The 24,459-nt window shown below is 62.2% G+C and carries 22 protein-coding genes, 1 pseudogene and 1 riboswitch; of the genes and pseudogenes, 14 read left to right on the plus strand and 9 right to left on the minus strand.

Annotated features, from left to right (window positions below):
* Positions 1-37: 37 nt before the first annotated feature.
* Together B2S33_RS17930 and sodC are read left to right on the plus strand one after the other, a co-directional pair.
* A complete protein-coding gene (locus B2S33_RS17930; protein WP_027914895.1) occupies positions 38-919 on the plus strand; it encodes a LysR substrate-binding domain-containing protein in 882 nt (293 codons plus the stop codon).
* Between the two features lie 99 nt (positions 920-1,018).
* Positions 1,019-1,534, plus strand: coding sequence for a superoxide dismutase family protein (gene sodC, locus B2S33_RS17935; protein WP_023535661.1), 516 nt, complete (start codon positions 1,019-1,021; stop codon positions 1,532-1,534).
* Positions 1,535-1,593: 59 nt separating this feature from the next.
* Here the strand turns inward: sodC and B2S33_RS17940 are convergent, their stop codons facing one another.
* The 3 genes from B2S33_RS17940 to B2S33_RS17950 all read right to left on the minus strand — a co-directional run bounded on the left by B2S33_RS17940 (position 1,594) and on the right by B2S33_RS17950 (position 4,923).
* On the minus strand, positions 1,594-2,430 hold the full coding sequence (locus B2S33_RS17940; protein WP_023535538.1) for a bifunctional allantoicase/(S)-ureidoglycine aminohydrolase: 837 nt from the start codon (positions 2,428-2,430) through the stop codon (positions 1,594-1,596).
* 106 nt (positions 2,431-2,536) lie between these two features.
* Positions 2,537-3,928, minus strand: a complete 1,392-nt coding sequence (locus B2S33_RS17945) for an LLM class flavin-dependent oxidoreductase (protein WP_288650757.1) — start codon at positions 3,926-3,928, stop codon at positions 2,537-2,539.
* 14 nt (positions 3,929-3,942) lie between these two features.
* Positions 3,943-4,923, minus strand: a complete 981-nt coding sequence (locus tag B2S33_RS17950; protein WP_288650759.1) for an aliphatic sulfonate ABC transporter substrate-binding protein — start codon at positions 4,921-4,923, stop codon at positions 3,943-3,945.
* A gap of 196 nt (positions 4,924-5,119) precedes the next feature.
* Here B2S33_RS17950 and B2S33_RS17955 point away from each other — a divergent pair, with 196 nt between their 5' ends.
* Positions 5,120-6,001, plus strand: a complete 882-nt coding sequence (locus B2S33_RS17955) for a hypothetical protein (protein WP_128610453.1) — start codon at positions 5,120-5,122, stop codon at positions 5,999-6,001.
* A 31-nt stretch (positions 6,002-6,032) separates the two neighbouring features.
* On the opposite strand, the gene B2S33_RS17960 is transcribed toward B2S33_RS17955, so the two are convergent.
* The gene (locus B2S33_RS17960) at positions 6,033-7,040 is read right to left on the minus strand and encodes a GlxA family transcriptional regulator (RefSeq protein ID WP_288650760.1); all 1,008 of its coding nucleotides are present in this window, start codon (positions 7,038-7,040) and stop codon (positions 6,033-6,035) included.
* A gap of 220 nt (positions 7,041-7,260) precedes the next feature.
* Here B2S33_RS17960 and B2S33_RS17965 point away from each other — a divergent pair, with 220 nt between their 5' ends.
* From B2S33_RS17965 to B2S33_RS17975, 3 genes are all read left to right on the plus strand, one after another.
* Positions 7,261-7,473, plus strand: coding sequence for a PLDc N-terminal domain-containing protein (locus B2S33_RS17965; protein WP_023535666.1), 213 nt, complete (start codon positions 7,261-7,263; stop codon positions 7,471-7,473).
* A 142-nt stretch (positions 7,474-7,615) separates the two neighbouring features.
* On the plus strand, positions 7,616-8,044 hold the full coding sequence (locus B2S33_RS17970) for a RidA family protein (protein WP_027914900.1): 429 nt from the start codon (positions 7,616-7,618) through the stop codon (positions 8,042-8,044).
* Between the two features lie 88 nt (positions 8,045-8,132).
* Positions 8,133-9,026, plus strand: coding sequence for a DMT family transporter (locus B2S33_RS17975; protein WP_288650761.1), 894 nt, complete (start codon positions 8,133-8,135; stop codon positions 9,024-9,026).
* A gap of 43 nt (positions 9,027-9,069) precedes the next feature.
* Here the strand turns inward: B2S33_RS17975 and B2S33_RS17980 are convergent, their stop codons facing one another.
* Positions 9,070-9,789 carry a TorF family putative porin gene (locus B2S33_RS17980; protein WP_023535690.1) on the minus strand — a complete coding sequence of 240 codons (720 nt, stop codon included), beginning with the start codon at positions 9,787-9,789 and terminating at the stop codon, positions 9,070-9,072.
* 162 nt (positions 9,790-9,951) lie between these two features.
* Positions 9,952-10,992 (minus strand): branched-chain amino acid aminotransferase, encoded by a 1,041-nt coding sequence (locus B2S33_RS17985; RefSeq protein ID WP_255212319.1) that lies wholly within the window; start codon positions 10,990-10,992, stop codon positions 9,952-9,954.
* 232 nt (positions 10,993-11,224) lie between these two features.
* Positions 11,225-11,437: riboswitch (cobalamin riboswitch) on the plus strand.
* Positions 11,438-11,537: 100 nt separating this feature from the next.
* Between B2S33_RS17985 and cobW the strand changes: the two genes are divergently transcribed.
* From cobW to B2S33_RS18005, 4 genes are all read left to right on the plus strand, one after another.
* On the plus strand, positions 11,538-12,605 hold the full coding sequence (gene cobW, locus B2S33_RS17990) for a cobalamin biosynthesis protein CobW (protein WP_145280023.1): 1,068 nt from the start codon (positions 11,538-11,540) through the stop codon (positions 12,603-12,605).
* A 3-nt stretch (positions 12,606-12,608) separates the two neighbouring features.
* Positions 12,609-16,370 (plus strand): cobaltochelatase subunit CobN, encoded by a 3,762-nt coding sequence (cobN, locus tag B2S33_RS17995; RefSeq protein WP_288650763.1) that lies wholly within the window; start codon positions 12,609-12,611, stop codon positions 16,368-16,370.
* A 1-nt stretch (position 16,371) separates the two neighbouring features.
* Entirely contained in the window at positions 16,372-17,382 is a 1,011-nt protein-coding gene (locus B2S33_RS18000) for an ATP-binding protein (RefSeq protein ID WP_027914905.1), read from the plus strand.
* A 119-nt stretch (positions 17,383-17,501) separates the two neighbouring features.
* Positions 17,502-18,047 (plus strand): vWA domain-containing protein, encoded by a 546-nt coding sequence (locus B2S33_RS18005; protein WP_241015289.1) that lies wholly within the window; start codon positions 17,502-17,504, stop codon positions 18,045-18,047.
* Between the two features lie 101 nt (positions 18,048-18,148).
* Here the strand turns inward: B2S33_RS18005 and B2S33_RS18010 are convergent, their stop codons facing one another.
* The gene (locus tag B2S33_RS18010) at positions 18,149-18,415 is read right to left on the minus strand and encodes a hypothetical protein (protein WP_023535558.1); all 267 of its coding nucleotides are present in this window, start codon (positions 18,413-18,415) and stop codon (positions 18,149-18,151) included.
* Positions 18,416-18,756: 341 nt separating this feature from the next.
* Here B2S33_RS18010 and B2S33_RS18015 point away from each other — a divergent pair, with 341 nt between their 5' ends.
* Complete coding sequence (locus tag B2S33_RS18015) at positions 18,757-20,079, plus strand: sigma-54 dependent transcriptional regulator (protein ID WP_027914907.1); 1,323 nt, start codon at positions 18,757-18,759, stop codon at positions 20,077-20,079.
* A 25-nt stretch (positions 20,080-20,104) separates the two neighbouring features.
* Here B2S33_RS18015 and B2S33_RS18020 read toward each other — a convergent pair whose 3' ends face one another.
* Positions 20,105-22,105, minus strand: a complete 2,001-nt coding sequence (locus B2S33_RS18020; protein ID WP_140174248.1) for a peptidase U32 family protein — start codon at positions 22,103-22,105, stop codon at positions 20,105-20,107.
* Positions 22,106-22,313: 208 nt separating this feature from the next.
* On the opposite strand from B2S33_RS18020, the pseudogene B2S33_RS18025 reads away from it, so the two are divergent.
* Both B2S33_RS18025 and B2S33_RS18030 read left to right on the plus strand, forming a co-directional pair.
* A pseudogene (locus tag B2S33_RS18025) lies at positions 22,314-22,547 on the plus strand (hypothetical protein); the annotation flags it as partial.
* A 105-nt stretch (positions 22,548-22,652) separates the two neighbouring features.
* Positions 22,653-23,090 carry a hypothetical protein gene (locus tag B2S33_RS18030; RefSeq protein ID WP_028687480.1) on the plus strand — a complete coding sequence of 146 codons (438 nt, stop codon included), beginning with the start codon at positions 22,653-22,655 and terminating at the stop codon, positions 23,088-23,090.
* A 145-nt stretch (positions 23,091-23,235) separates the two neighbouring features.
* On the opposite strand, the gene B2S33_RS18035 is transcribed toward B2S33_RS18030, so the two are convergent.
* Entirely contained in the window at positions 23,236-23,616 is a 381-nt protein-coding gene (locus tag B2S33_RS18035) for a RidA family protein (protein WP_027914909.1), read from the minus strand.
* Positions 23,617-23,742: 126 nt separating this feature from the next.
* On the opposite strand from B2S33_RS18035, the gene B2S33_RS18040 reads away from it, so the two are divergent.
* The gene (locus tag B2S33_RS18040; RefSeq protein WP_028687479.1) at positions 23,743-24,456 is read left to right on the plus strand and encodes a tRNA (adenine(22)-N(1))-methyltransferase; all 714 of its coding nucleotides are present in this window, start codon (positions 23,743-23,745) and stop codon (positions 24,454-24,456) included.
* The last annotated feature ends 3 nt before the right edge of the window (positions 24,457-24,459 follow it).

Consider the following 24,459-nt stretch of genomic DNA (forward strand, 5'->3'; position numbering starts at 1 on the left):
AGAAAACGCTCCTCCCATTCATTTGTCGAATACTCGCATGTCTCATAACGTTAAACCGAATAGGGCCTTATTCGACCTGGACCTCTTACGGGCGATCGTCGTGGTGGCCGACTGCGGCAGTTTCACCACGGCTGCCGCTCGCTTGCATTCGACCCAGTCCACCATCAGCCAGAAAGTCCGGCGCCTGGAAGACATGGTGGGGCATCGTTTACTGGTACGTGGCAACCGCGACGTGCTCCCGACCGACGCCGGGCAGACGTTGCTCGGGTACGCCCGGCACATGCTGGCCCTGAATGACCAGATGCTCGAAGCCTTGGCCGGTGCCATGGTCGGCTTCACGGTGCGCCTGGGTGTGCCCGAAGACTTCGTGGGCGGATCGACCACCCATGCCCTATCGGCCTTCAGTCGGCTCAATCCGCAGGTGAAGCTGGAGGTCACCAGTGGGCTGTGCCGGGATCTGAGCCAGGCCTACGACAATGGCGAGCTGGACCTGGTACTGCTCAAACAACGACGCAACAGTCGCGAAGGCGTCGCTTGTTGGCCAGAGCGCCTGCAATGGATCGACAGCGCGCGCCTGCCTGCCTTTGAACTGGACCCGGTGCCGTTGGTGACATTCCCGCCGCGGGGCTTGTACCGCGAGGACATGATTACCGCCATCGAGCGCAGTGGCAGGCGCTGGCGTATCAGCTTCACCAGTTCGAGCCTGAGTGGCATCCAGGCCGCGGTCGCCGATGGCATGGGCATCAGCCTGCTACCGCCGCGCGCCGCCACCACGGAGCATCGCGTGCTGGGCGTCGAGCAGGGGCTGGACGAAGTCGACAGCTATGAGATCGTCATCGTGCACCGCCCGACCGCCGATCCAACGGTCAAGGACCTGGCGCAGGTGCTCAAGCAGCTGTTGGCCGGTGGTAGCCTTTAAGTGTTTCAGGCTGTGGCACAAGGGAATGACTGCGCGATGATGCAGTCCCATGCACAACGCGGGTATGACGTCCGCCTTCACCACGCCATGGAGAACCCTATGAAAGCAGTTGTAATCGCTGCCCTGCTGGCCACTACCGGCCTGGCCCAAGCCGCCCAGACCGTCGAGCTCAAGCTGGCAGGCGCCGATGGCCCAGGCAAGTCGATCGGCACCATCAGTATCGAACAGAACAAGTACGGAACGCTGCTGACTCCGGACCTCAAAGACCTGCCACCAGGTGTGCACGGTTTCCACCTGCACCAGAATCCGTCCTGCGCACCTGCGCAGGACGCAGGCAAAACCGTGCCAGCAGGGGGAGCAGGGGGCCACTGGGACCCTCAATCGACCAACGCGCACAAAGGCCCTTATGATGACAGCGGTCACCGCGGTGACCTGCCGGCGTTGTATGTAGGTGCCGATGGCAAGGCAACCTATCCAGTACTGGCACCGCGCTTGAAGGCTGAGGACTTCAAAGGCCATGCTTTGATGGTGCACGCAGGTGGCGATAACCACAGCGACCACCCCGAGAAGTTGGGTGGCGGTGGTGCGCGCGTGGCGTGTGGGGTGGTTGAGTAACGGCGGGTTGGCGCACCCTGGTGGGTGCGCCTCGTCGACCGGCAGGCGGTCTTTTGACTTCAGCGCTTGGGGTTGAGCGTCAAGTGCACGTGACGGTTCACGTCCTTGTACAGCAGGTAGCTGAAGTTGCCAGGGCCGCCGGCATAGCAGGCCTGCGGGCAGAAGGCGCGCAGCCACATGAAGTCGCCGGCTTCTACCTCGACCCAGTCCTGATTCAGGCGGTAGACCGCCTTGCCTTCGAGAACGTAAAGCCCGTGCTCCATGACGTGGGTTTCAGCGAACGGAATGACGCCACCTGGTTGGAACGTGACGATATTGACGTGCATATCATGGCGCATGTCGGCCATGTCGACGAAGCGGGTGGTTTTCCAGCGGCCTTCGGTACCTGGCATCTCGATCACGGTGGCGTTGTCGCGATGGGTCACGAATGAGGACGGCACGTCCAGCCCCTCGACCTTCTGGTAGTGCTTGCGCAGCCAGTGGAAGGTGACATTGGCCTTGCTGTTGTTGCGCAAGCTCCATTCGGCGCCAGGCGCCAGAAACGCATAGCCCCCTGGCACCAGTGTGTGGTGCTGGCCCTCGACGGTGATGTCCAGCTCGCCCTCAACGATGAACAACACCGCTTCGGCGTTGGGGTCCAATTCAGGCCGTTCGCTCCCGCCTTCGGGCGCCACCTCGACGATGTACTGGGAGAACGTCTCGGCGAACCCTGTCAGCGGCCGGGCGATGACCCACATGCGCATCTTGTCCCAGAAGGGCAAGTGACTGGTGACGATGTCACGCATCACGCCCTTGGGAATGACCGCGTAAGCTTCGGTGAACATGGCACGGTCGGTCAGCAGCTCGGTTTGAGCCGGGTGGCCGCCGTGGGGCGCGAAATAGGCGTGGTTCGACATGAATGCTCTCGACTTGTTGTTCTATCCCCATGCCGTGGACCGCACCGGCCGGTGCGGTGCAGGGGACGTGGGCACAGGATAGGGTGGCGCGCCGAGCATCTACAAATTAAATGTTGGAATACCCGGTATTTGTTTGCTGAATACTCACTTGGCTACCCACATGGTGTGCCGCCAGGCGGTCTCCCTCGCCGAACAACTTGTGGCGCAATGTGCCATCGACGTAGCCCTTGGGATAACGGCCACGGCGCTGCAGCTCAGGAATGAGCAACTCCACGACGTGGGTCAGGTCATCAGGTTGGACAGCATAGGTGAGGTTGAAACCGTCGATACCGGTTTGATCGACCCACGCTTCCAACTGGTCAGCGACTTCGCTTGGCGTACCGACCAGGACGGGCCCGCGTCCTCCTAGCCCGATGAATTGCGCCGCTTCGCGCACCGTCCATTGGCGGCTAGGGTCAGCCGCCGTGAAGGCTGCCAGGGCCGCACGGCCTGCATCGTTTTCCACGTACTGGATCGGCGCATCAGGGTCCAGGCCATCCAGGTCGATACCGGTCCACCCTGACAGCAGGGTCAGGGCTGCTTCGATGTCGACGAAACTGCGGTATTGGGCAAAGCGTGCCTGCGCCTGCTCGTGGGTGGGCGCGACGATCAGTAACGCCTGGGCATAGATCAGCACATCGTCACGCGTGCGTCCTGCCGCTTCGCTGGCCTGACGAACACCATCGGCGTAGCGCCGCAGCACCGTGGGTGTAGGCCCGCTGATGAACACGCACTCGGCATGCCTTGCAGCGAACTGCTGACCACGCGCAGATGCGCCTGCTTGAAACAAGACGGGGGTCCGTTGCGGGGAGGGCTGGCACAGGTGAATACCAGGTACCTGGAAATGCTCGCCGAGGTGACCGATGGCGTGTACACGGGTTGGCTCGACGTAACGGCCAGTCTGACGGTCCAGCACCAGGGCATCCTCGTCCCAGCTTTTTTCCCAGAGCTTGTAGAGCACCTGCAGATACTCTTCGGCCAGGTCATAGCGCTGGTCATGCCCCAGTTGTCGATCCAGCCCAAGATTACGCGCGGCACTGTCCAGGTAGCCGGTGACGATATTCCAGCCCACGCGCCCGTCGCTGAGGTGATCGAGCGTGGACATGCGCCGGGCAAAGGGGTAGGGATGCTCGTAGGTCAGCGAGAAGGTGACCCCAAAACCCAGGTGCTTGGTCACAGCGGCCATGGCCGGGACCAGCAGCATCGGGTCGTTCACCGGCACCTGAACGCCGCCGCGCAAGGCCGGGCCTGGGCTGCCTTGATAGACGTCATAGATGCCCATTACATCGGCAATGAACAATGCGTCGAACACACCGCGTTCGAGCAGCCTCGCCAGGTCGGTCCAGTAGGCCAGGCGGTTGAAATCGGTGCTGGTGTTGCGTGGGTGGCGCCACAATCCAGGCGATTGGTGGCTGGCAGCATTCATGCTGAAGGCGTTGAAGCGTATAGGGCGGGGCATAGGCTGACCTCGCCTCAGGGCAGCACGGAAGCGGGATAAACCGCTTCGGCTACGTTCAGTTTGCGGGGGATCAGGCCAAGCCCTTGGAAGGTGTCGGCCAACTTCTGTTGTTCGGCAACGATCTCTGGCGTCACCGGCACGGCGTTGTAGTTGCGTCGTTGACTCGCCACCTCCAGTACATCGGCGTTGATGCCAAGCTGCGGTGCCAGCAATGCGGCGACGTCGGCAGGTTTGTCATTGGCCCACTGGCTGGCTTTGGCCAGTTCGCTGAAGAATGTTCTGAGCAACGCCTTGTTGCTGTCCGCGAAGTGGGCGGTGGACAAATAGAAAGTGCGATTATTGGTCAAGCCGGTCCCGTCACGCAGGTTTTTCAGCCCTGGCTGACGCTCTGCTGCAGCCAGGAACGGGTCCCATAGCGTAGCGGCCTGAACGCTGCCTGACTGCAGCGCGGCTATCGCGTCGGCTGCGTTGTTGACGTACGCCGGGGTGATGTCCTGGTAACTCAGCCCTGCCTGTTGCAAAGCCACGGCCAGCAAATACTGGGCATTCCACCCCCGGCCAGTGGCCACGCGCTTGCCCTTCAGATCCTGCACGTGCGTGACAGTGTCCTGCTGGCGCACCACCAGCCCGATCCCACGTGGATAGGGCTGTTCAGCAGCCAGGTAGACCACGGATTTGCCGGCCGCCTGGGCAAACACCGAAGGCGCATCGGCAGCGTGCCCCACGTCGATGGCACCCGTGCTCAACGCCTCGAGCAACTGAGGGCCCGCAGCAAACTCATGCCAGCTGACGCTCACCCCTTGAGGGGCAAGGGCCTTTTCCAGCGCACCGCTGCCTTTGAGGATGTTGAGGCTGTTGAATTTTTGGTATCCGATGCGCAGGGTGCTGTTTTCCCCCGCCTGGGCCGGTCCGGCTAACAGCAGGGCGCCGGTAAGCGAGGCCATTAGCCCTCCCAGTACTCGCCGACGTAGTGATGAAAAGAGGGGGTGGGGCATGGCGCGATCCTTGATGTTCAGTTCAACAGGAGCACCAGAAAATAAGCACATGAGCGCGCTTCTTCAATTTTTTTATTACCAATTATTAGACTGTTTAGTTATTTTTATATCCTTTTGTTTTGTAATCAGTTGTGCGCTGTCGACGTTTTTTTCACATCCCGTTGGTAGCATTCCTAGCAGAATCAAGGAGTTCTCCATGTCTACCTTCCTGCGCACACGCAGCACTCGCATCGTGCTAACCGCTACCACTGGCCTTGTAGTCGCAACCCTCGGGTTTTTCGCCTGGCAAAGCTTCTACCCCGTGCAAGCCGCCTCGGGCTGGCAGGTCGAGGTCGTGCACCGCAATGTGGACAAGGCTGCGTCACTGCTTCCCCAGGCCGACGGCAGCCTGTTGGTCAGCCAAGAGCTGGACGATGGTCGCGGCAGCATTCTCAAGATTGCTGCGGACGGTGAGCGCGAAGTGCTCGTGGATAAGCTGTCTAAGCCGGACGGCATGGTGGCGGCAAGAGGGGGCTGGGTCTTCAGCCAGGAAGGTGGGCTGGCGCCGGTGAGTCTGGCGGTCGATGGCCACGTCACACCACTTTTCGAGGGTATTGCGGTACAGGGCCTTTGGAACGAGGGCAACCACCTTTTCGCCATCGAAGACCGCAAGGGTGATGGCCGCTTGCTGCGCTATGACTGGCGCAGCGGCCAGGTGGAGGTGTTGCGTGCGGGCCTGACCGAAGCCGAAGGTTTGACCCGATGCGGGGGTGGCCGGCTACTGTATACCGAGAAAGCCGAAGGGCAGGTCCGGGCGCTGTCCAAGGATGGCAAGGACCCTGTGGTGATCGATGGCCTCAACAACCCTACATTCCTGTTTTGCGACCAGCGTGGCCTCTGGATCAGTGAAGACAACACTCACCGGGCGCGGCTGCTGCGCATAAAGCCCGATGGGACTCGCCAGACCGTGCTCTCGTTTCTCAAGGCGCCGCAGTCGATCGTGGCCGATGGCAGCGGTGGTTACTGGCTTGCAGAAGGCGGACGTGATCGCGTGCTGCACCTGACCCCTCCAGCGCAGCCGGCCGCTGCGTCAAACTGAAGTCTGAAAAAAGAGTCGATGACAGCAGCCATCAATCCCCCAGCCGCTGCTCACGCGACGGGGGATAGCCGAAGTAGGCGGCGTAGCATTTGCTGAAGTGCGACACCGAGACGAAGCCGCACGCTACCGCCACCTCCATCACCGAGAGATCGGAGTACTGCAACAGGCGGCGACTCTTGGTAATGCGAAGTTCCATGTAGTAACGCCGGGGGGAGGTGCCCAACTGCGCCTGGAACAGGCGGTCTATCTGGCGTCGGGACCGGCCGCTGTAAGCCGCCAACTGGTCCAGGCTGAGGGTTTCTTCGAGGTTGTTTTCCATCAGCTCGACGATGGTGCGCAGGTGCAGACTCATCGACTTCTTGGCCCCGGGACCTACTTGGCGATAGCGCGCACCAGAGAAGGACAGAATCTCCTCGACGGCCTCTGCCAGGCCATCACCGTACAGCCGTCGTACCAGTCCCAGCATCAGTTCCATCGCCCCGTTTGGGCTGGCGGCACTCAGCCGGTCCCGGTCGAGGGTAAAGCTTGCAGGCGTGATACGCGTCTGCGGGCTACGTTCGGCAAGGCTGGCACGTTGTTCGGGGTGAACGCTGCAGCCGTAGTCATCCAGCGCTCCGGCGCGCCCGAGAAACCATGCGCCATTCCACAAGCCGCCCAGGGCCATCCCGTGGGAAGCGCAGTCCTGGAGCAAGCGGTCGAGTTCAGGGTATTTGAGCGGCGTGCGTAAGCCGCCGCAGACCACCAGCAAGTCCAAGTGCTTGAGGGCGGTCGCCGAAAGCTCGGTGGTGATCAACTCGAGCCCCAGGTCACTCAGTACGCGGTCACCGGCAAGCGACAAGGGCGTGAATTGGAAGCTGTCGGCGCGCAAAAGGTTAGCCGTGACCAGTACGTCCATGGCCACGGTGAAGCTGGCCATGGAAAAGTGTTCGAGCAAAACGAAGTCGACCCGATAGGGCGCTTCAACGCTGGCGCTGCTGGTCTTTAACCGCAGCATGTTGCTGGTGCTGCTCTTTTTGCTGAACTGACGGGGTGTGGACACGCTGGACTCCGCTTCCTGGCTTCGCACCAAAGTGTGGCCGGTGCCCCTTGGAAAGACAATCGGCAAGGTGGCTGGCGCCAATGTGCAGGTCGTGTTCAGGCATGCGCTGGGCGTCGGCCTGGGGCAGGGAGGTTGCATGCGTGCTGGCGCCGTTCAAATCCAACGGAACCCTAGGCGTTATCGGGGAATCAATAGGGTAAGTGCCAATGGGAGGAAGCTCATGGAAATCGGAACGATTTGGTTCGTGGTGGCAATCATCTTGATTTTGCTGGAGATCTGGGCGATCTGGCACATCATGGGCAGCGATCGGCGCGCCGAGCGCAAGATGCTGTGGATTGTGTTCGTGGTGTGGGCACCGTTCCCTGGCCTGCCGATCTGGGCCTGGCGCGGGCCTCGCGCGGTCAAGGGCAAGGCTGTATTGGAAGAGAAGTGAATCGCGGGCCAGGCGCGGGGGCGTCTGGCGGCATCGCTGCTGTAATTCTACTGTCACGCTCAGGGCCGCTTTCGGCCCTTGACCTCAGGTCTGCTTGAGGTTGGATACTCGGCGTTCATTCCACAGACCGAAAGCCAATGCCATGCAGACCTCCGCCTTTGACCTGAGTAACCCTCAATCGCTGTATGACCCCAGTGGCAACGGTTACTCCCATGTGGCTGACGTGATTTCCGGGAGCAGGCTGCTGTTCATCGCGGGTCAAGGTGGGGAGCAGGCCAGTGGAACGCTGTCCCCTGATTTCGCCGTCCAGGCTCGACAGGCCATTGCCAATCTGGCGCTGGCCTTGTCCAGCAAAGGCGCGGGTCTTGAGCACGTGTGCAAGCTCACACTGCTTATCGTCGATCATAGCCAGGCACGCCTCAAGCAATGGGTGGACGCCGTAGACCGCGCCTGGGGCCAGGCTACCAAACCTACCTGCACGCTCATACCGGTTCCGCGACTGGCCCTGGACGGGATGCTAATCGAGGTGGATGCCGTAGCGGCGCTGCCCGCCTCCTCCCAAGGTAGGTAGCGCCAACGACTCGCTGTGTAGTAAACCTCTAATCAGGTTTGCGCCTTCCTGCGCGATGAGCACAGCAGTTCTCAGAGGTGAACACACCATGAGCACGACCTCTTCCCCGATCGACCGGCCGTTACTGAGCGCCTGGTTCTGGCCGGCCATGTTCAGCTTGATGGCCTTCGCCGCCAATTCGGTACTTTGCCGGCTGGCGCTCAAGGATGGCGCCGTCGACGCCATCACCTTCACCGCACTGCGCCTGGGCAGCGGCGCCTTGTGCCTGTGGTGGCTGGTGCGGCTGCGCAACCCCTGTTCAGGGGCTGCCGGCAGTTGGAGAGGCGGTCTGGCTTTGTTTTGCTACGCCTTTCTGTTCTCCATTGCCTACCTTGATTTGAGCGCGGGCGTAGGGGCATTGCTCTTGTTCGGTGCCGTTCAGCTGACCATGTTCGGCGTGGCGGCGGTGCGTGGAGAACGGATCAGCCTGCGCGCGTTGTCAGGCATGCTGATGGCTTTTTCAGGCCTGGTCGTTTTGCTGCTGCCTGGCAGCCACGCACCTACACTGACGAGCGCCTTGCTGATGGTAGTCGCGGGCATGGCATGGGGTCTCTATACCTTGCTGGGTCAGGGGTCGCCTCGGCCGCTGGCGGACACGGCAGGCAACTTCATTCGCAGCGTGCCCTTCCTGGCGTTGTGCACGCCGCTGATCGCTCTGGGTGCCGAGCTACGGTTCTCGATGGCCGGCGTGTTCTTCGCGGTGTGCTCTGGGATGCTGGCATCGGCGGCAGGTTATGCCGTCTGGTACAGCGTGGTGCGGCGCATCACCGCTCAACAGGCTGCCACGTTGCAACTGAGCGTCCCGGTGATCGCCGCGCTGGGTGGGGTGTGGGTGATCGGTGAGGCGCTGTCGCTACGTGCCATGGGTGCCTGCGCGATAGTGCTGGGTGGGGTGGCTATCGCTGTAACGGCTCCCCGTCTACAGGCACCGACACAGGCTTGAGGTGGCCCAATGGTCGGCAAAGCCTGAGCATGAGCAGGCTTGCCTAGAAGAAACTGCGCTGGGCCTTGAGTGTCACCACGCTCTCGCAATAGGTGTTGATCCCCGAATAAGCATCGCAGCCGCCACCGGTCAGGTTCGAGTCGCTGTAGATGAGGTTCAGGTCCAGGCCCAACCAGGGGCGCGACAGCTGCATGGACCAGTCGGAGAAACCGTTGACCTGGCTGCCGTCGCCAATCGTGAACGGGGTGCCGAGCCGATGATGTGCAAGCTTGACCGTCAGGTCGGCGTTGAGCAGGGGGACCTGCCCGAAATCGGCGTACAAGGTGCCGATCCGGTTGCTTGGATTGTCACGCAATGCCCCGCCGAAGCGGCTGCCCATGATCGAAATCCCCCCATACAGCGCATGGCTCTCTGCGCCTGCGATGTTGGGTTGGCTGTAGTGGATGACGCCGATCTCGTAACCCAAGGTACTGTCGAAGTGATGCTTGTAGCCCACGTAGTTGTCGACCCGCAGGGTGGACCCTGGCGCCACGCCCATGCTGGGTGTGTACTGCCCTACGTACCACCCGCTGGTGTGACTGAAGTCCAGGCCGCCGTGAAAGGCGCCGGTAGCGGCTGGGGAAATAAGCCCCTGGGCCATGCTGCGGGTAGGGGTCGTACTGAGGGTAAAGTCGAAGTCGCCCACTTCACGTTTGATCTGCTGGGCCAGGAGCGTGGGGCTGAACAGCAGGGCCGCGCTCAGCACTAGAAGGGGCCTGGTCATGGTCGGCTTCCTGAAGGGCTTGCAGTAGAGCCTTGAAGGATACCGGGCCTGGCCCCAGGAGGAAACCTCATGGCCTGCTCAAGTACGCAATTGCCTGTCGCGACGTGCAAAAAAAGCGCGCTCCCTGAGGAGCGCGCCTTGGACATTGCGCAGCTTCGGTGATCAGGCCACTTTCACGATCCAGCCTGCCGGCGCTTCAATGTCGCCGCTCTGAATGCCGGTCAGCTCGTTGTAGAGCTTCTGGGTAACGGGGCCGACCTTCTCAAGGTCGTGGAACACATGCAGCTTGCCGTTATACTCGATGCCGCCGATGGGGGTGATCACCGCCGCGGTACCGCAGGCACCTGCCTCGATGAAGCGATCCAGCTGGCTGATTTCCACATCCCCTTCGATGACAGTCAGGCCCAGGCGAGACTGCGCCAGCTCCATCAGGGACAAGCGGGTGATGCCGGGCAGTACCGAAGCCGACTTGGGCGTCACGAATTCGTTATTGGCCGTGATGCCGAAGAAGTTGGCCGAGCCCACTTCCTCGATCTTGGTATGGGTCAACGGGTCGAGGTAGATGGCATCGGCGAAGTTGGCCTTTTTCGCCTCATAGCCTGGCTGCAGGCTGGCCGCATAGTTGCCACCGACCTTGGCAGCGCCGGTACCTTGCGGGGCAGCCCGGTCGAAGCTGGAGATCTGGAAGTTGTGGGGCTTCATGCCGCCTTTGAAGTACGAGCCTACCGGGATGGCGAAGATGGAAAAGATGAACTCCGGCGCGGTGCGCACGCCAATGTTGTCACCCGTGCCGATGACGAATGGGCGCAGGTACAGGGCGCCTTTGCCATGGGGTGGCACGAAGCGCTCGTTGGCCTTGACGACCTGCTTGCAGGCTTCGATGAACACATCTGTAGGCACGTGGGGCATCAGTAGGCGCGCGCAGCTGCGCTGCATGCGGGCAGCATTCTGGTCGGGGCGGAACAGGTTGATCGAGCCATCCTTGCAACGGTAGGCCTTCATGCCTTCGAAGCACTGCTGGCCGTAATGCAGGGCCGTGGAGCCTTCGCTGATATGCAGCACGTTGTCTTCGGTCAGGGTGCCTTCATCCCACGCGCCATCGCGCCAGACAGACAGATAGCGTTTATCGGTCTTGATGTAGTCGAAGCCGAGCTTGTCCCAGTTAATGCTTTCGTTGCTCATGACACCCTCGTTGTCTTGCAAGTGCCCACGTTGGGGCTGCTGTTATATGCGCACACGCCACCTTAATACATCTTCGTCGGATCGGAAATGTCCTATCACTACTTGGTACCCGGCCCCGCAAGGTGCAAGTAGCTGTCGAGTCTTAGCGCATCGAGCTGCACCTGGTCGTGATACGCACTCTGTGCGAATCAGAAGATGCTCGCCGCGGCGCCCCCACAGCCTCGACAACGGTTGACCACCCGGCAGCCACTGCGTAGCCTTGGCCGTTCGAGGTTCTTCGGCCAGGCCGGAGCTAAGACGGGAACGCGGTTCAAGCCGCGGCTGCCCCCGCAACTGTAGGCACCATCGATGAGTCGACACTGCCACTGCGCCAGGCGCGGGAAGGCGTCTTCTCCCAAGCCCGGTCCTGATGACCGTGCCTGGCGCAGGTGCAAGCCAGGAGACCTGCCTCGCAACGTTTTCGACTTTAAACCGGGCGGGGTGATCCGGTGGCGAACATGCCCGGCCAGTCTGGTCGACGGCACTCGTCCTGCATGCCCGCGCCATTCTGCCAAGGGCACTGCAACATGAAAACACTGGCCAAGCTCCCCGTTACCATCGTCACCGGCTTCCTGGGCTCGGGCAAGACCACCCTGTTGCGCCACATGCTCGACAATGCCCAAGGGCGACGCATCGCCGTGATCGTCAACGAATTCGGCGAGCTGGGCATTGATGGCGACATCCTCAAGCAGTGCAGCATCGGTTGCACCGAAGAAGAGGCCAATGGCCGCGTGTACGAACTGGCCAACGGTTGCCTGTGCTGCACCGTCCAGGAAGAGTTCTTCCCGGTGATGCGCGAACTGGTGGCGCGCCGCGGCGACCTGGACCATATTCTGATCGAAACCAGCGGCCTGGCTCTGCCTAAGCCACTGGTCCAAGCCTTCCAGTGGCCTGAGATCCGCACTGCCTGCACCGTCGATGCGGTGATCACCGTGGTCGACAGCCCTGCCGTTGCCGCAGGCACTTTCGCCGCCTACCCGGACCAAGTCGACGCCCAGCGCAAGCTGGACCCGAACCTGGACCACGAGTCCCCCCTGCACGAGCTGTTCGCTGACCAACTGGCCAGCGCCGACCTGGTCGTGTTGAACAAAGCCGATCTGATTGACGCCGACGGCCTGGCCAAGGTACGTGCCGAGGTCGCTGAAGAGCTGCCAGCGGCCGTCAAAGTTATCGAAGCCAGCAGTGGCAAATTGCCGCTGGAGGTGTTGCTGGGCCTGGGCGCCGAGTCCGAGCAGCACATCGATGCCCGCCCGACCCACCACGATGCCCATCACGACGGCGATGACCATGACGATCATGACCATGATGCCTTCGATTCCATCTCCATCGACCTGCCCGAATCCGATGAGCGAGTGCTGATCGAGGCGCTCAACCAACTGGTGGTCGAGTACGGCATCCTGCGCGTCAAAGGATTCGCCGCCATTGCCGGCAAGCCGATGCGCTTGCTCATCCAGGGGGTAGGCACGCGCTTTGACAAGCACTTCGACCGCGCCTGGCGTGCCGAAGAATCGCGCATCACACGCCTGGTGCTGATCGGTCAGGACCTTGACCCTGCCCAGCTCGAAGCGCGTCTGCGCCAGGCCTTGGGCGCCTGACCCATGCACCTGCTGCGGACCCAGCCCGGCGGCTTCGTGCCGGACGACAGCATCGCCGACCTCGGCCAGACCCCTGCCGAACTGGTCATCCTCTGCAGCGGTGATTCGCACCTGGCCCTGCTCGCCGACAGCGCCGAGCAACTGCCCGGCGACTTCCCAAGCCTGCGCCTGGCCAACCCCATGCAGGTGCAGAACCACGCCTCGGTCGACCTTTATGTCGATCAGGTCTTGCAGCATGCCAAGGTCATCCTGGTGTCGCTGCACGGCGGCGTGGGGTACTGGCGCTACGGCGTGGAACAGTTGGTCACGCTCGCCGCGCGCGGCGTGCACGTGATCCTGGTGCCGGGCGACGACCGTCCCGACCCGGAACTGACCGGGCTCGGGTCCGTGCAGGGGGCGCAAGCCGAGCAGTTGTGGCACTACCTGCGCCAAGGTGGCAAGGCCAACGCACTCAACCTGTTCTATTACCTTGCCAGTCAGTGGCTGGACCGTGACTATTGCTGGTCCGAGCCGCGGGCGTTGCCCCGCACCTCGGTCTACCACCCTCAGGTGGGCAGTGGGGCGCTGGAGGACTGGTTCCCACACTGGGATACCGATTATCCGGTGGCGCCAATACTGTTTTATCGTTCGCACCTGCAGGCGGCGAACACGGCCTTCATCGATGTGTTCTGCCAGCGCCTGCAGGCAGCAGGTTTGAATCCGTTGCCCATTGCGGTGGCCAGCCTGAAGGAAAGCGCCTGCCTGGAACAGGTTGAGGCATGGCTCGACATTGTCGGCGCCGAGGTGGTGCTCAATACCACCGGTTTTGCCCTGTCCAGCCCTGAGCGTCCTAACCTGCGCCCGCTAAGACGAGACATCCCTGTGTTGCAGGCCATTTGTGCGCAGGACAACCAGCCGGGTTGGGAGGCCAGCGAGCAGGGCTTGGGCGCACGTGACCTGGCCATGCACATTGTGCTGCCCGAACTGGACGGGCGCATCATCACACGGCCGGTCAGCTTCAAGGACATGGCCTGGCACAGCGAGCGCAGCCAATCGGATGTGGTGTGCTACCGCGCGCACCCCGAGCGCATGGATTTTGTGGCCGAGCTGGCACGGCGCTGGGTGACCCTGGCGCGCCAGCCCAATGCGCACAAACGCGTGGCGTTGATTCTGGCCAACTACCCCACGCGCGATGGGCGCATCGGCAATGGCGTTGGCCTGGACACGCCGGCTGCGGCGCTCAATATCTTGCGTGCGCTGCGCACTGAAGGGTACCCGGTCAGCGAGCTGCCCGAGAGTGGCACCCAGCTGATCCATCACTTGCTGGGCGGTGTGACCAACGACCTGGACCACATCGATCAACGGCCGTGCGCCCAGAGCATGAGCCTGGTCGATTACCAGGCAGCATTCGACCGCCTGCCGGCCGCCAACCGCCAAGCGGTACTGGAACGCTGGGGGCCACCCGAGCAGGACCCGATGTTCCGCGAGGGCCGCCTGATGGTGGCAGGGGTGCGCATGGGGATGACCTTCGTCGGCATCCAGCCAGCACGTGGTTATCAGCTAGACCCCAGCGCCGTTTATCACGACCCGGACCTGGTGCCACCCCATGGGTACCTGGCGTTCTATTTCTGGCTACGGCATGGGTATGCCGCCGATGCCGTCATCCATGTCGGCAAGCACGGCAACCTGGAATGGCTGCCGGGCAAAGGGGTAGGGCTGTCCGATACGTGCTGGCCGGATGCGCTGCTCGGCCCGCTGCCCAACATCTATCCGTTCATCGTCAACGATCCGGGTGAGGGCGCGCAGGCCAAGCGGCGCACGCAAGCGGTGATCATCGATCACCTGATGCCGCCGCTGACCCGCGCCGAGACCTATGGCCCGCTGCGCCACCTGGAGCAATTGGCCGATGAATTCTACGAAGCACAGCTGCTTGATCCGCGTCGCGCCCGGGAGCTGCAACGCGACATCCTCGAACTGGTCAGGACCCATCACATCGACCGGGAATTGCAGCTCGAAGGGCAGCTTGACGATGCAACCGTCTGGTTGCCACGCCTGGACACCTACCTGTGCGACCTCAAGGAGTCGCAGATCCGCGATGGCTTGCATGTATTCGGCCAGTCGCCCGAGGGCCGGTTGCGCCTGGACACGCTGCTGGCACTGCTGCGTGTCGAGCGTGGTGATGGCCGTGGCGGCAATGCGAGTGTGTTGCGCGCCCTGGCCAAGGCACTGGTCCCCGGCTTCGATCCGCTCGACTGCAACCTTGGGCAACCCTGGGAAGGCCCACGGCCGCTGCTACTGATGAACATCAGCGACCAGGCCTGGCGCACGGCCGGCGATACGCGCGAGCGCCTCGAACTGCTGGCATTGCAGGTTATTGAGGGTGCGCTCGACGGCTCGCTGCCAGCGTTGGAGGTGGAACTTGGAGCGCCCGTCCAGGCCGTTGTCGATCATCTGCTCGCTACAGTGGCGCCGAGCCTGGACGCCTGCGGCGCCGCCGAGATGAATGGGCTGCTTGCAGCGCTAGCTGGGCGCTTCGTGCCGGCCGGTCCTAGCGGCGCACCCAGCCGTGGGCGGCTTGACGTGCTGCCCACAGGCCGCAATTTCTACACCGTCGACGTGCGTAACTTGCCGACCACGACAGCGTGGCGGCTAGGCTTTACGTCGGCCAACCTGATACTCGAACGTCATTTGCAAGATCATGGTGACCACTTGCGTCAGCTCGGGCTGTCGGTGTGGGGAACCGCGACCATGCGTACCGGTGGGGACGACATTGCCCAGGCCATGGCGCTGATGGGCGTGCGCCCAGTGTGGGCCACCGGCAGCCAGCGGGTCGACGATTTCGAGATACTGCCACTCAGCCTGCTGGATCGTCCGCGGGTGGACGTGACGCTGCGGGTGTCGGGTTTCTTCCGGGACGCCTTTGGCAGCCTGATCCGCCTGTTCGATGCTGCCGTCCAGGCCGTGGCCGGACTTGATGAGCCCGATGATCTTAATCCGTTGGCTGCGCGCGTGCGCGGTGAGCGTCTGGCCTTGCAGCAGCAGGGCCTAGACGCTGAGCAGGCGGCTCGACAGGCCGGTTGGCGCGTCTTCGGCGCCAAGCCCGGTGCCTATGGGGCTGGCATCCAGAATGCGATTGATGGGCGGCTGTGGCAGACCCGTGAAGACCTGGCCGAGGTCTACCTGAACCATGGCAGCTATGCCTATGGCGCCCAGGACGAGGGGACGCCGGCCAGGGCGCAGTTCGTCGAGCGCCTGAGCAAGGTGCAGGCAGTGCTGCAAAATCAGGACAACCACGAACATGACGTGCTGGATTCCAACGATTACTACCAGTTCCAGGGCGGCATGCTGGCGGCCACCGAAACGCTGGCCGGCGCGTCCGTCGCCAGTTACCACGGCGACCACAGCCAGGTGGACCGACCGCGCATCCGTACATTGAAGGAAGAACTCAACCGCGTGATCCGCGCGCGCGCGCTGAACCCCAAGTGGATCGATGGCGTCAAACGCCACGGCTACAAAGGGGCGTTCGAGATGGCGGCGACGGTCGACAACCTGTTCGCCTTCGACGCCACGACGCACCTGATCGACGATCACCATTACCAGTCGCTGGCCGATGCCTACGTGCTGGACCCGGCGACCCGCGACTTCATGCGCGAGCACAACCCGCAGGCGCTGCGCGACCTCACCGAGCGGCTGATCGAGGCGCAGCAACGCGGCCTCTGGCAGTCCCCCGGCGAGTACCGCGATGCCCTGGAAGAACAGCTGCTTGATGGCGAGGAACAGGCTTGAAATGAACGACGCTGCACAATTTCCCCTGGCCGCCGTAGTGGGCGCCGACGATTTGAAGTTGGCCCTGTGCCTGACGGCCATCGATCCCAGGATCGGCGGGGTGCTCATCGAAGGCCCGCGTGGCATGGCCAAGAGCACCCTGGCCCGCGGCCTGGCTGACCTGCTGGGCGATGGACCTTTCGTGACCTTGCCGCTGGGCGCCAGTGAAGAGCGCGTGGTGGGCACACTCGATTTGGATGCCGCACTCGGGCAGGGCAAGGCGCAGTTCTCCCCCGGCGTGCTGGCCCAGGCCAATGGTGGCGTGCTCTATGTCGATGAAGTCAACCTGCTGCCGGACACCTTGGTCGACCTGTTGCTCGATGTCGCCGCCAGTGGTACCAACCGCATCGAACGCGACGGCATTTCTCATCGTCACGATGCCCGCTTCGTCTTGATCGGGACCATGAACCCCGAGGAAGGCGAGTTGCGCCCCCAGCTACTCGACCGCTTCGGTCTGAATGTGGCGCTCGACGGTCTACCCGCGCCTGATGCACGGCAACAGATCATCCGGCGCCGGCTGGCCTTCGACCACGACCCCCTGGCGTTTTGTGCCCAGTGGGCACCGGCCCAGGAGGCCTTGCGCAAGCGCTGTCAGGCAGCGCGCCAGGCGCTGGACGACATTGCACTGGATGACCGGACCTTGGCCAGCATCACCGAACGCTGCTTCGCCGCTGGAGTCGATGGGCTGCGGGCCGATCTGGTGTGGCTGCGCGCGGCCCGCGCCCACTGCGCATGGCGCGGGGCGGCGGCCATCGAGGCGGCAGATATCGATGCGGTGGAAGATTTTGCCTTGCGCCATCGCAGGCAATCGCCCGCCCAGGCTACTGCGCCCGCAGCGCCCGAGCAGCCGCAGTCACAGACCGGCAACAGCTCGGCCGAGAAGGGCGGGCAGGGGGACTGGGGGGCTTTGGCCCCGCAGCCTGTGGCAAGCGGGCCAAGGCGTGAGGTGCCGAACTGGGCAAAAAAGCCCTGAGCATCCGTCAGCCGGCCAAGACGACGGGTGCGCAAGCAGGCAAGGGCGCGCGCTCAGGTGCAAGCCGCGGTCGAGCCCAGGCAGCCAGTGCTGGCCGGGTCGCCTGGTTACAAAGCCTATTGAAGGGCCGGCCCAGGCACCGCGACGATTTATGCTGGCACACCCGCAGGGGCGCACCGGCCCAGCTATGGCTGATCATCGTCGATGCCTCCGCTTCGACACGTCGTCATCAGGCGCTCGCGCACACCAAAGGACTATTGGCCACGTTATTCGACCATGCCTACCGCCAGCGGGCACGGCTGGCTTTATTGACGGCAAGTGGCAGTGCCCCACAATGGCAGCGCCATGGACTCAAAGCTTCGGCGGCGCTGCAACCCTGGCTGCAGGCGCTGGGCGCGGGAGGCGGCACGCCGTTGCTGCCGGCGCTGGAGCAAGCAAGGCAGTGGCTGGGCGCTCGGCGCAAGGCCCATCCTAACGAGGAAGTACGCTGCCTGGTGTTCACCGACGGCCGCCTGCAGCAATGGGGTACCGTCGAGCCCTTGCCGTGCTGCACATTGCTGGTGGACATGGAACTGACACCGGTCCGCCTGGGCCGTGCTCGCCTTCTGGCACAGCAATTGGCAGCGGACTATCAACACCTGCTAAGTTTCGAAGCGGTGAAGTAGCAGCGGTGTGGTGCGGCAATAAGTCGCACGCAAGAAGGGTAAACAGGGACGGCTGGAAGTGCATGTGCGTGGCAGAGCACGCACATGTCGAAGCTGTTCATTTACTTGGGCATCGACCACGGCTGCAGGTGGTAGCCTTTTTCACAAAGTTCAGCGCGTACTTCTTCGATCAGGTTAAGCCACTGGGCTTTGTCAGAATAAGTTTGCGAGGTTACCTGCTTGCTGCCGATGCGGGCGCTGGTACGGTCGATGACCGCCAGGCTCAGGTCGCCAGTGCCGTTGGGGGCGTCCCAGGCCACGCAATGGAAGGGTTCGAAGGCGTGGTCGGCGATCAGCAGTGCTTCGTTGACACGGAGCGGGGCATTCATGGTTCGGTCTCTCTGTGGTCCCAAACATTCAAGTGACGTCCGCGTTGCTTCAAGGTCGCCTCATGTATCGCGAAATGCAGCGCGGGGTTATGTGTACTGATGCTCGACAACCGGCATCGAGTCACATGGGTACAGCAAAATAATCAACGATTATTCATTTTTCGTTCTAACGCGCCCCATGTGAGGACGTTACCCATCGAAAATTCCCCCGCCAAGTTACGAAAAGCCGTATTGGCAGACAAACGGTCATAGGCACCGTCAACTTCATTGCTACTGTTATTCGGGCGCCACAACTTACTGTTTTACTTCAAGAAACCAACACTTGGCGCCAAGGATCGGTCATGCAACAAACCGCAGTGCAACGCCGCCTGCTCATCGTCGATCCTTGTGACGATTGCCAGCGCCTGACGCCTGGCTTGCTAGAGGCTGGGTGGGATGTCGACAGCTGCACCTTGGCGCAGGCATTGGAACATCGCTGCGATGTAGGCGTATTGCGCCTGGATGAGGCGCATCTCAAACACCCGGACGTGGTCAAGGACATGATCAAGCGCAGCAACACCGAGTGGATCGCGGTACTGAGCGCCGAACAACTGCGCTCCCCGGCCTTCGGGGATTTCGTCTGTGAATGGTTTTTTGATTTCCATACCTTGCCCTTCGATGAGTCGCGGGTACAGGTCACCCTGGGCCGGGCCTTTGGCATGGCGCGGCTGCGTGGCAAGGGCACGGTCAAGGCGCTCGACACCCAAGACGAGTTGCTGGGCGAGAGCCGGCCGATTCGAGAGTTGCGCAAACTGCTGGGTAAGCTGGCACCGACCGAGTCGCCTGTGCTGATCCGCGGCGAAAGCGGCACGGGGAAGGAGCTGGTGGCGCGTACGCTACACCGCCAATCGCAGCGTAGTGGCCAGCCGTTCGTGGCGATCAACTGCGGGGCCATCCCCGAGCACTTGATTCAGTCCGAACTGTTCGGGCACGAAAAGGGCGCATTTACAGGTGCCCATCAACGCAAGATCGGTCGCATCGAAGCGGCTAACGGCGGCACGCTGTTTCTCGATGAAATAGGCGACCTGCCGCTGGAGTTGCAGGCCAACCTGCTGCGCTTTCTCCAGGAAAAGCACATTGAGCGGGTGGGGGGCAGTCAGCCAGTACCGGTGGATGTGCGGGTGTTAGCCGCCACCCACGTGGATTTGGAGAGGGCCATCGAGCAGGGCCGCTTCCGGGAAGACCTGTACTACCGCCTGAACGTGCTGCAGGTGGTGACCGCTCCGTTACGCGACCGCCATGGCGATTTGCCGATGCTGGCCAACCATTTTGCCCATTTCTACAGCCTGGAAACCGGCAGGCGGCCTCGCTCCTTCAGTGAGCATGCGCTAACGGCAATGGGGCAGCACGATTGGCCCGGTAACGTGCGTGAATTGGCCAACCGGGTGCGCCGCGGGCTGGTGCTTGCCGAAGGGCGTCAGATCGAGGCCAAGGACCTGGGTTTGCAGCCATTTGCGCAACAGCCGCCGCTGGGCACCCTGGAAGAGTACAAGCACAAGGCCGAGCGCCAGGCGTTGTGCGATGTGCTGGACCGTCACAGCGACAACCTCAGCGTTGCAGCCAAGGTGCTGGGCATCTCACGGCCGACCTTCTACCGTTTGTTGCACAAGCACCAGATTCGCTGAAGGCGCAGGCGGCGTACGACGCGCCTCAGTGAGGCGCGCGGACGATGGTCTTGAGCAGATCTTCCGGGCTGATGTGGCCGACGACCTGGGCCACAGCGCTGCCAGGGGTCGGCAAGTCGATGATGTGGTTCTTCATCTTGCCGATCACATGCATCTCGCAGGGTTTACAGTCGAACTTCAGGGTCAGTACTTCATCCCCTTGAACCAGCTGCATCGGCGCCACCTTGGTGCGCACTCCGGTCACCCCTTTGGCCTGTTTGGGGCACAGGTTGAAGGAGAAGCGTAGGCAGTGCTTGGTGATCATCACCGGCACCTCACCATGCTCCTCATGGGCTTCATACGCCGCGTCGATCAACTGCACCCCATGGCGGTGATAGAAATCCCGGGCTTTCTGGTTGTAGACGTTGGCCAGGAACGACAGGTGCGACTCGGGATACACCGGCGGCGGCGAGGTTTCCGGCTTGCGCCGGCCATGGGGGTGCGCCTGGATGCGTTGCTCGGTCAGCGTCTCGATGGCCTGCCGGCGCAGGGCCTTGAGCTGCGAGTTGGGAATAAAGAACGCCTGGGGGGCATCCAACTCGATGCTGTCGGCGTGGTAGAGCGTGGTGCCGAGTTGGCCAAGCAGGTCATGCAGCTGGTCCAGTGCTTGCTCTGGCTTGTTCGCCGGGCCGAATGGGCCATCCAGGGCGACTTGCACATGCACGCCTTCCTCGCTGGTCACGTTCAGGGTCAAGCGCTCCTCGCGTAATACCGCCTGCCAACGTACGCCGATGCGGCGCTCGGCCGAGGTCCGTTGCAGGGCCTGCTGCCAGTTGTGGTCCAGATTGCGCGAAAGCGGATGGTTTGGCCTTAGCTTGTGCAGCCCGGCAGGCATCTCGTTCGGTTCCACCCGGTAGCGCCAGCGTTTTTGGCCATCTTCTTCGAACTCGCCGCGTGCCTCGGCGATGTTGGCCCTGAACCCCACCACTTCGCGCTTGACCAGCACATTGAGGCCATCGCCGTTGGTCAAGGGTACGTCGGTGACGACCTGCAGGTCGCGCTTGCCCACTTTCTCCACCACACCCACCGGCAGGCCGGTGAACGTAGGGGAGTCGAAGGCGCCGATATCGACCTTGCGGTCAGTCACGAAGTAGTCGGTGCTGCCGCGGTGGAAGGTTTTGTCCGGGTCCGGTACGAAGAAGTGCGCGGTACGGCCGCTGGAAGCGCGGGCCAGGGCAGGGCGGTCTTCCAGGATGGCGTCGAGCTCCTTGCGGTAATGGGCCGTGATGTTCTTCACATAGCCCATGTCCTTGTAGCGCCCCTCGATCTTGAACGAGCGCACGCCGGCATCGACCAGGTCGCGCAGGTTGGCGGTCTGGTTGTTGTCCTTCATCGACAGCAGGTGCTTTTCGAACGCCACCACCCGACCTTGGTCGTCCTTGAGCGTGTAGGGCAGTCGGCACGCCTGGGAGCAGTCGCCCCGGTTGGCGCTGCGACCGGTCTGGGCGTGGGAGATGTTGCATTGCCCGGAGAATGCCACGCACAGCGCACCATGGATGAAGAACTCGATGGCGGCGTCGGTTTCGGCGGCGATCGCACGGATTTGCTGCAGGTTCAGCTCGCGTGCAAGTACCAGCTGAGAAAAGCCGGCCTGGTCGAGAAACTTGGCCCGCTCCAGGGTACGAATGTCGGTCTGGGTACTGGCATGCAGCTCGATGGGTGGAATGTCGAGTTCCATGACCCCCAGGTCCTGCACGATCAGCGCATCGACGCCGGCGTCGTACAGCTGGTGAATCAGCGCGCGCGCCGGCTCCAGCTCGTTGTCATGCAAGATGGTATTGATGGTGGTGAACACGCGCGCATGGTAGCGATGGGCGAATTCGACCAACTCGGCGATATCGCCCACCTCGTTGCAGGCGTTATGACGGGCGCCAAAGCTAGGGCCGCCGATATAGATGGCATCGGCGCCATGCAGGATGGCCTCGCGGGCGATGGCCACGTCGCGGGCAGGGCTGAGCAGTTCCAGGTGATGCTTGGGAAGGGACATGTCGTTATGGTTTCGGCTGTCACGGTATAGCCGGGCATTGTACCGACGATTCGGCCGGGCGACACCATCGGGCTGCGCTGGTCGGATGAATGCCTCTTGTCAGGCTGCGCCTGTGTTTCAACGACCTGGTATTTATGGCAGTTGCCTACAGTAGGCTCTCTGGACAGAGTAGGGCTGACAAGTCCATTGATGCAGGGAGGTGTATAACATGCTCAGGCCGGCATCCGCTTCAGGGCGTTGTCGCTTAACCCTTGTCACGCCTACGGCCTATACCCCGTATGGCTATAGCGCCATCGCACGCCTTTCCCAAACGGGTTACGTTGGGGCGGTACAGGAGGGGCTGCGGGGCTGTTATGGGTTTGGCCAGGGCTATAGATACCTCAACAGTGTCATGATGAGATTTGAAACACCCGATTCGTTGAGTCCGTTCGACCAGGGCGGCCTCAACGCCTATGCGTATTGCGCAGGCGATCCAGTCAATCACGTCGACCCAACTGGACACCTATTGGAAAGATTGAAGTTTTGGAAGCGGCCCAGATCTGCTCCCATGACGCCGTTAAAGCCGGAGATCGATTTTGGATTGGCGCAGGCCAGAGCACAACTCAAGCACACGCTCGGTATTTTACTGCGCCCAGAGAAAAGCAATGATTTGCGCAGTAATTTCATGGCTACATTGCGCGATAAACGCTTTAGAGAGCCCGCAGCGCAAGCGCTTGGTACCGACTGGCTCAATCGTCTTGAATCCAATCAGAAGGTTTGGGAATTTTTTGCTTCCGGAGAGTACCTGGACAGGCACTTCACCCGAATTCTGAAGCCTGATGCTGCCATCATCACCCGCTACATTGCAACAGAAGCTACCCTTGCGGCCTCTGGAATCGGACCAGAATCTTTTGCCAAACAGCTGAAATCTTTTCGAGTCGCTTCAATGGCACAGCTCGACCGTTCCGTTTTGCTTGAACTCAAAAAAATCAGACAGCAGCTTTAGCTCATGGTCCTGCACTGATTCTGTCGGCCCAGACAAGGGCCGGCGGCGGCGTGGCATGGCTACCATAGGGCGAGGGTTGAGCACGACCACTGCGAGCCGCCGCCAACGTGCGGCATTGAGACACCTGCCAGCAGGCGGCTAAGCGTCACTTCTTGGCCGCCATTGCCGTTACTTCCACGCGCATGCCCTCGAACGCGAGCGCCGCCACGCCTACGGCAGCGCGCACCGGCCAGGGTTTAGTGAAGAAACGTTGATAGACCCGGTTGAAGGCGGCGCGGTCGGCCATATCGGTCAGGTAGATGGTCAGGTGCAGCACCCGGTCCATGCCGCTGCCGGCTTTCTCCAGGGCATCCTTCAAGGCCTGCAACGTGCATTCGCTCTGCTCGACGATATCTCCCAACGCCAGGCTACCGTCAGGGTGTACCGGGACTTGAGTGGTCACCAGCATCCCGTTGTATTCGGCGACATCGGAGGAAATTGATTCTGGGTCGCTGTCCGGGGTGTAGACGATATCTGCATGTGCCATGAGGTCTGCCTTGCGGGGTAGAAAAGCCTCAAGCCTACGCGAGCGGCCTGCGCCGGTCGAGAGGCCGGTTTTTTGCAAAGCGCGGCATTCGCGGTCAGAATCGCCGCCATTGCAGAGAGGCTTACCGTGAACGAACACACCTTGTCCATGCGCCTGGAGCGCGTGGCCACCCATGTGCCTGAAGGCGCTCGTCTGGCTGATATTGGCTCTGATCATGGCTACCTGCCCGTGGCGTTGATGCTTCGCGAGCGCATTGAGTACGCAGTGGCCGGGGAGGTCGCCAACACCCCCTTCGCGGCCGCTCAACGCAATGTGCGCAAGCAGGGGCTGGAGCGGCGCATTGCCGTGCGCTTAGCCGATGGGCTGACAGTCATCGCGCCTGATGACCGCATCACGGTCGTCAGCCTGTGCGGCATGGGCGGCGAAACCATCTGCGAGATTCTCGAAGCGGGCAGGGCACACCTGGCGGGTGTCGAGCGCCTGGTACTGCAACCCAATGGCGCCGAGCCGCAGGTGCGTCAGTGGCTGATGAGCAATGGCTACCGTATCGTCGCCGAAGATGTTCTGCGCGAGCATCGCTTCGACTACGAAATCATCGTGGCCGAACCCGGTTATGTGGCCTACAACCCTCAGCAGTTGTATTTCGGCCCCCTGTTGATGCAGGACCATGGCCAGGCATTTCACGTAAAGTGGCAACGCATGCTTGGGCAAAAGAAGCAGACCCTTGCCAACTTCGCCCAGGCCCGCGTTGCCGTACCGCCGGCCAAGGTCGCAGACTTCGAACAACAGGTGGACTGGATCACCCGGCTGCTGGCCGAACGCCCCCACACCGAGGACTAGCCT

It is taken from the genome of Pseudomonas sp. UBA5568 (genome assembly GCF_002425525.1).
Lineage (GTDB): Bacteria > Pseudomonadota > Gammaproteobacteria > Pseudomonadales > Pseudomonadaceae > Aquipseudomonas > Aquipseudomonas fulva.

What these genes read in the sequence shown, in the direction of transcription:
- B2S33_RS17930 (WP_027914895.1), top strand. Translation starts at nt 38, where the DNA reads ATGTCTCATAACGTTAAACCGAATAGGGCCTTATTCGACCTGGACCTC.
- sodC (WP_023535661.1), top strand. Translation starts at nt 1,019, where the DNA reads ATGAAAGCAGTTGTAATCGCTGCCCTGCTGGCCACTACCGGCCTGGCC.
- B2S33_RS17940 (WP_023535538.1), bottom strand. Translation starts at nt 2,430, where the DNA reads ATGTCGAACCACGCCTATTTCGCGCCCCACGGCGGCCACCCGGCTCAA.
- B2S33_RS17945 (WP_288650757.1), bottom strand. Translation starts at nt 3,928, where the DNA reads ATGCCCCGCCCTATACGCTTCAACGCCTTCAGCATGAATGCTGCCAGC.
- B2S33_RS17950 (WP_288650759.1), bottom strand. Translation starts at nt 4,923, where the DNA reads ATGCCCCACCCCCTCTTTTCATCACTACGTCGGCGAGTACTGGGAGGG.
- B2S33_RS17955 (WP_128610453.1), top strand. Translation starts at nt 5,120, where the DNA reads ATGTCTACCTTCCTGCGCACACGCAGCACTCGCATCGTGCTAACCGCT.
- B2S33_RS17965 (WP_023535666.1), top strand. Translation starts at nt 7,261, where the DNA reads ATGGAAATCGGAACGATTTGGTTCGTGGTGGCAATCATCTTGATTTTG.
- B2S33_RS17970 (WP_027914900.1), top strand. Translation starts at nt 7,616, where the DNA reads ATGCAGACCTCCGCCTTTGACCTGAGTAACCCTCAATCGCTGTATGAC.
- B2S33_RS17975 (WP_288650761.1), top strand. Translation starts at nt 8,133, where the DNA reads ATGAGCACGACCTCTTCCCCGATCGACCGGCCGTTACTGAGCGCCTGG.
- B2S33_RS17980 (WP_023535690.1), bottom strand. Translation starts at nt 9,789, where the DNA reads ATGACCAGGCCCCTTCTAGTGCTGAGCGCGGCCCTGCTGTTCAGCCCC.
- cobW (WP_145280023.1), top strand. Translation starts at nt 11,538, where the DNA reads ATGAAAACACTGGCCAAGCTCCCCGTTACCATCGTCACCGGCTTCCTG.
- cobN (WP_288650763.1), top strand. Translation starts at nt 12,609, where the DNA reads ATGCACCTGCTGCGGACCCAGCCCGGCGGCTTCGTGCCGGACGACAGC.
- B2S33_RS18000 (WP_027914905.1), top strand. Translation starts at nt 16,372, where the DNA reads ATGAACGACGCTGCACAATTTCCCCTGGCCGCCGTAGTGGGCGCCGAC.
- B2S33_RS18010 (WP_023535558.1), bottom strand. Translation starts at nt 18,415, where the DNA reads ATGAATGCCCCGCTCCGTGTCAACGAAGCACTGCTGATCGCCGACCAC.
- B2S33_RS18015 (WP_027914907.1), top strand. Translation starts at nt 18,757, where the DNA reads ATGCAACAAACCGCAGTGCAACGCCGCCTGCTCATCGTCGATCCTTGT.
- B2S33_RS18020 (WP_140174248.1), bottom strand. Translation starts at nt 22,105, where the DNA reads ATGTCCCTTCCCAAGCATCACCTGGAACTGCTCAGCCCTGCCCGCGAC.
- B2S33_RS18030 (WP_028687480.1), top strand. Translation starts at nt 22,653, where the DNA reads ATGACGCCGTTAAAGCCGGAGATCGATTTTGGATTGGCGCAGGCCAGA.
- B2S33_RS18035 (WP_027914909.1), bottom strand. Translation starts at nt 23,616, where the DNA reads ATGGCACATGCAGATATCGTCTACACCCCGGACAGCGACCCAGAATCA.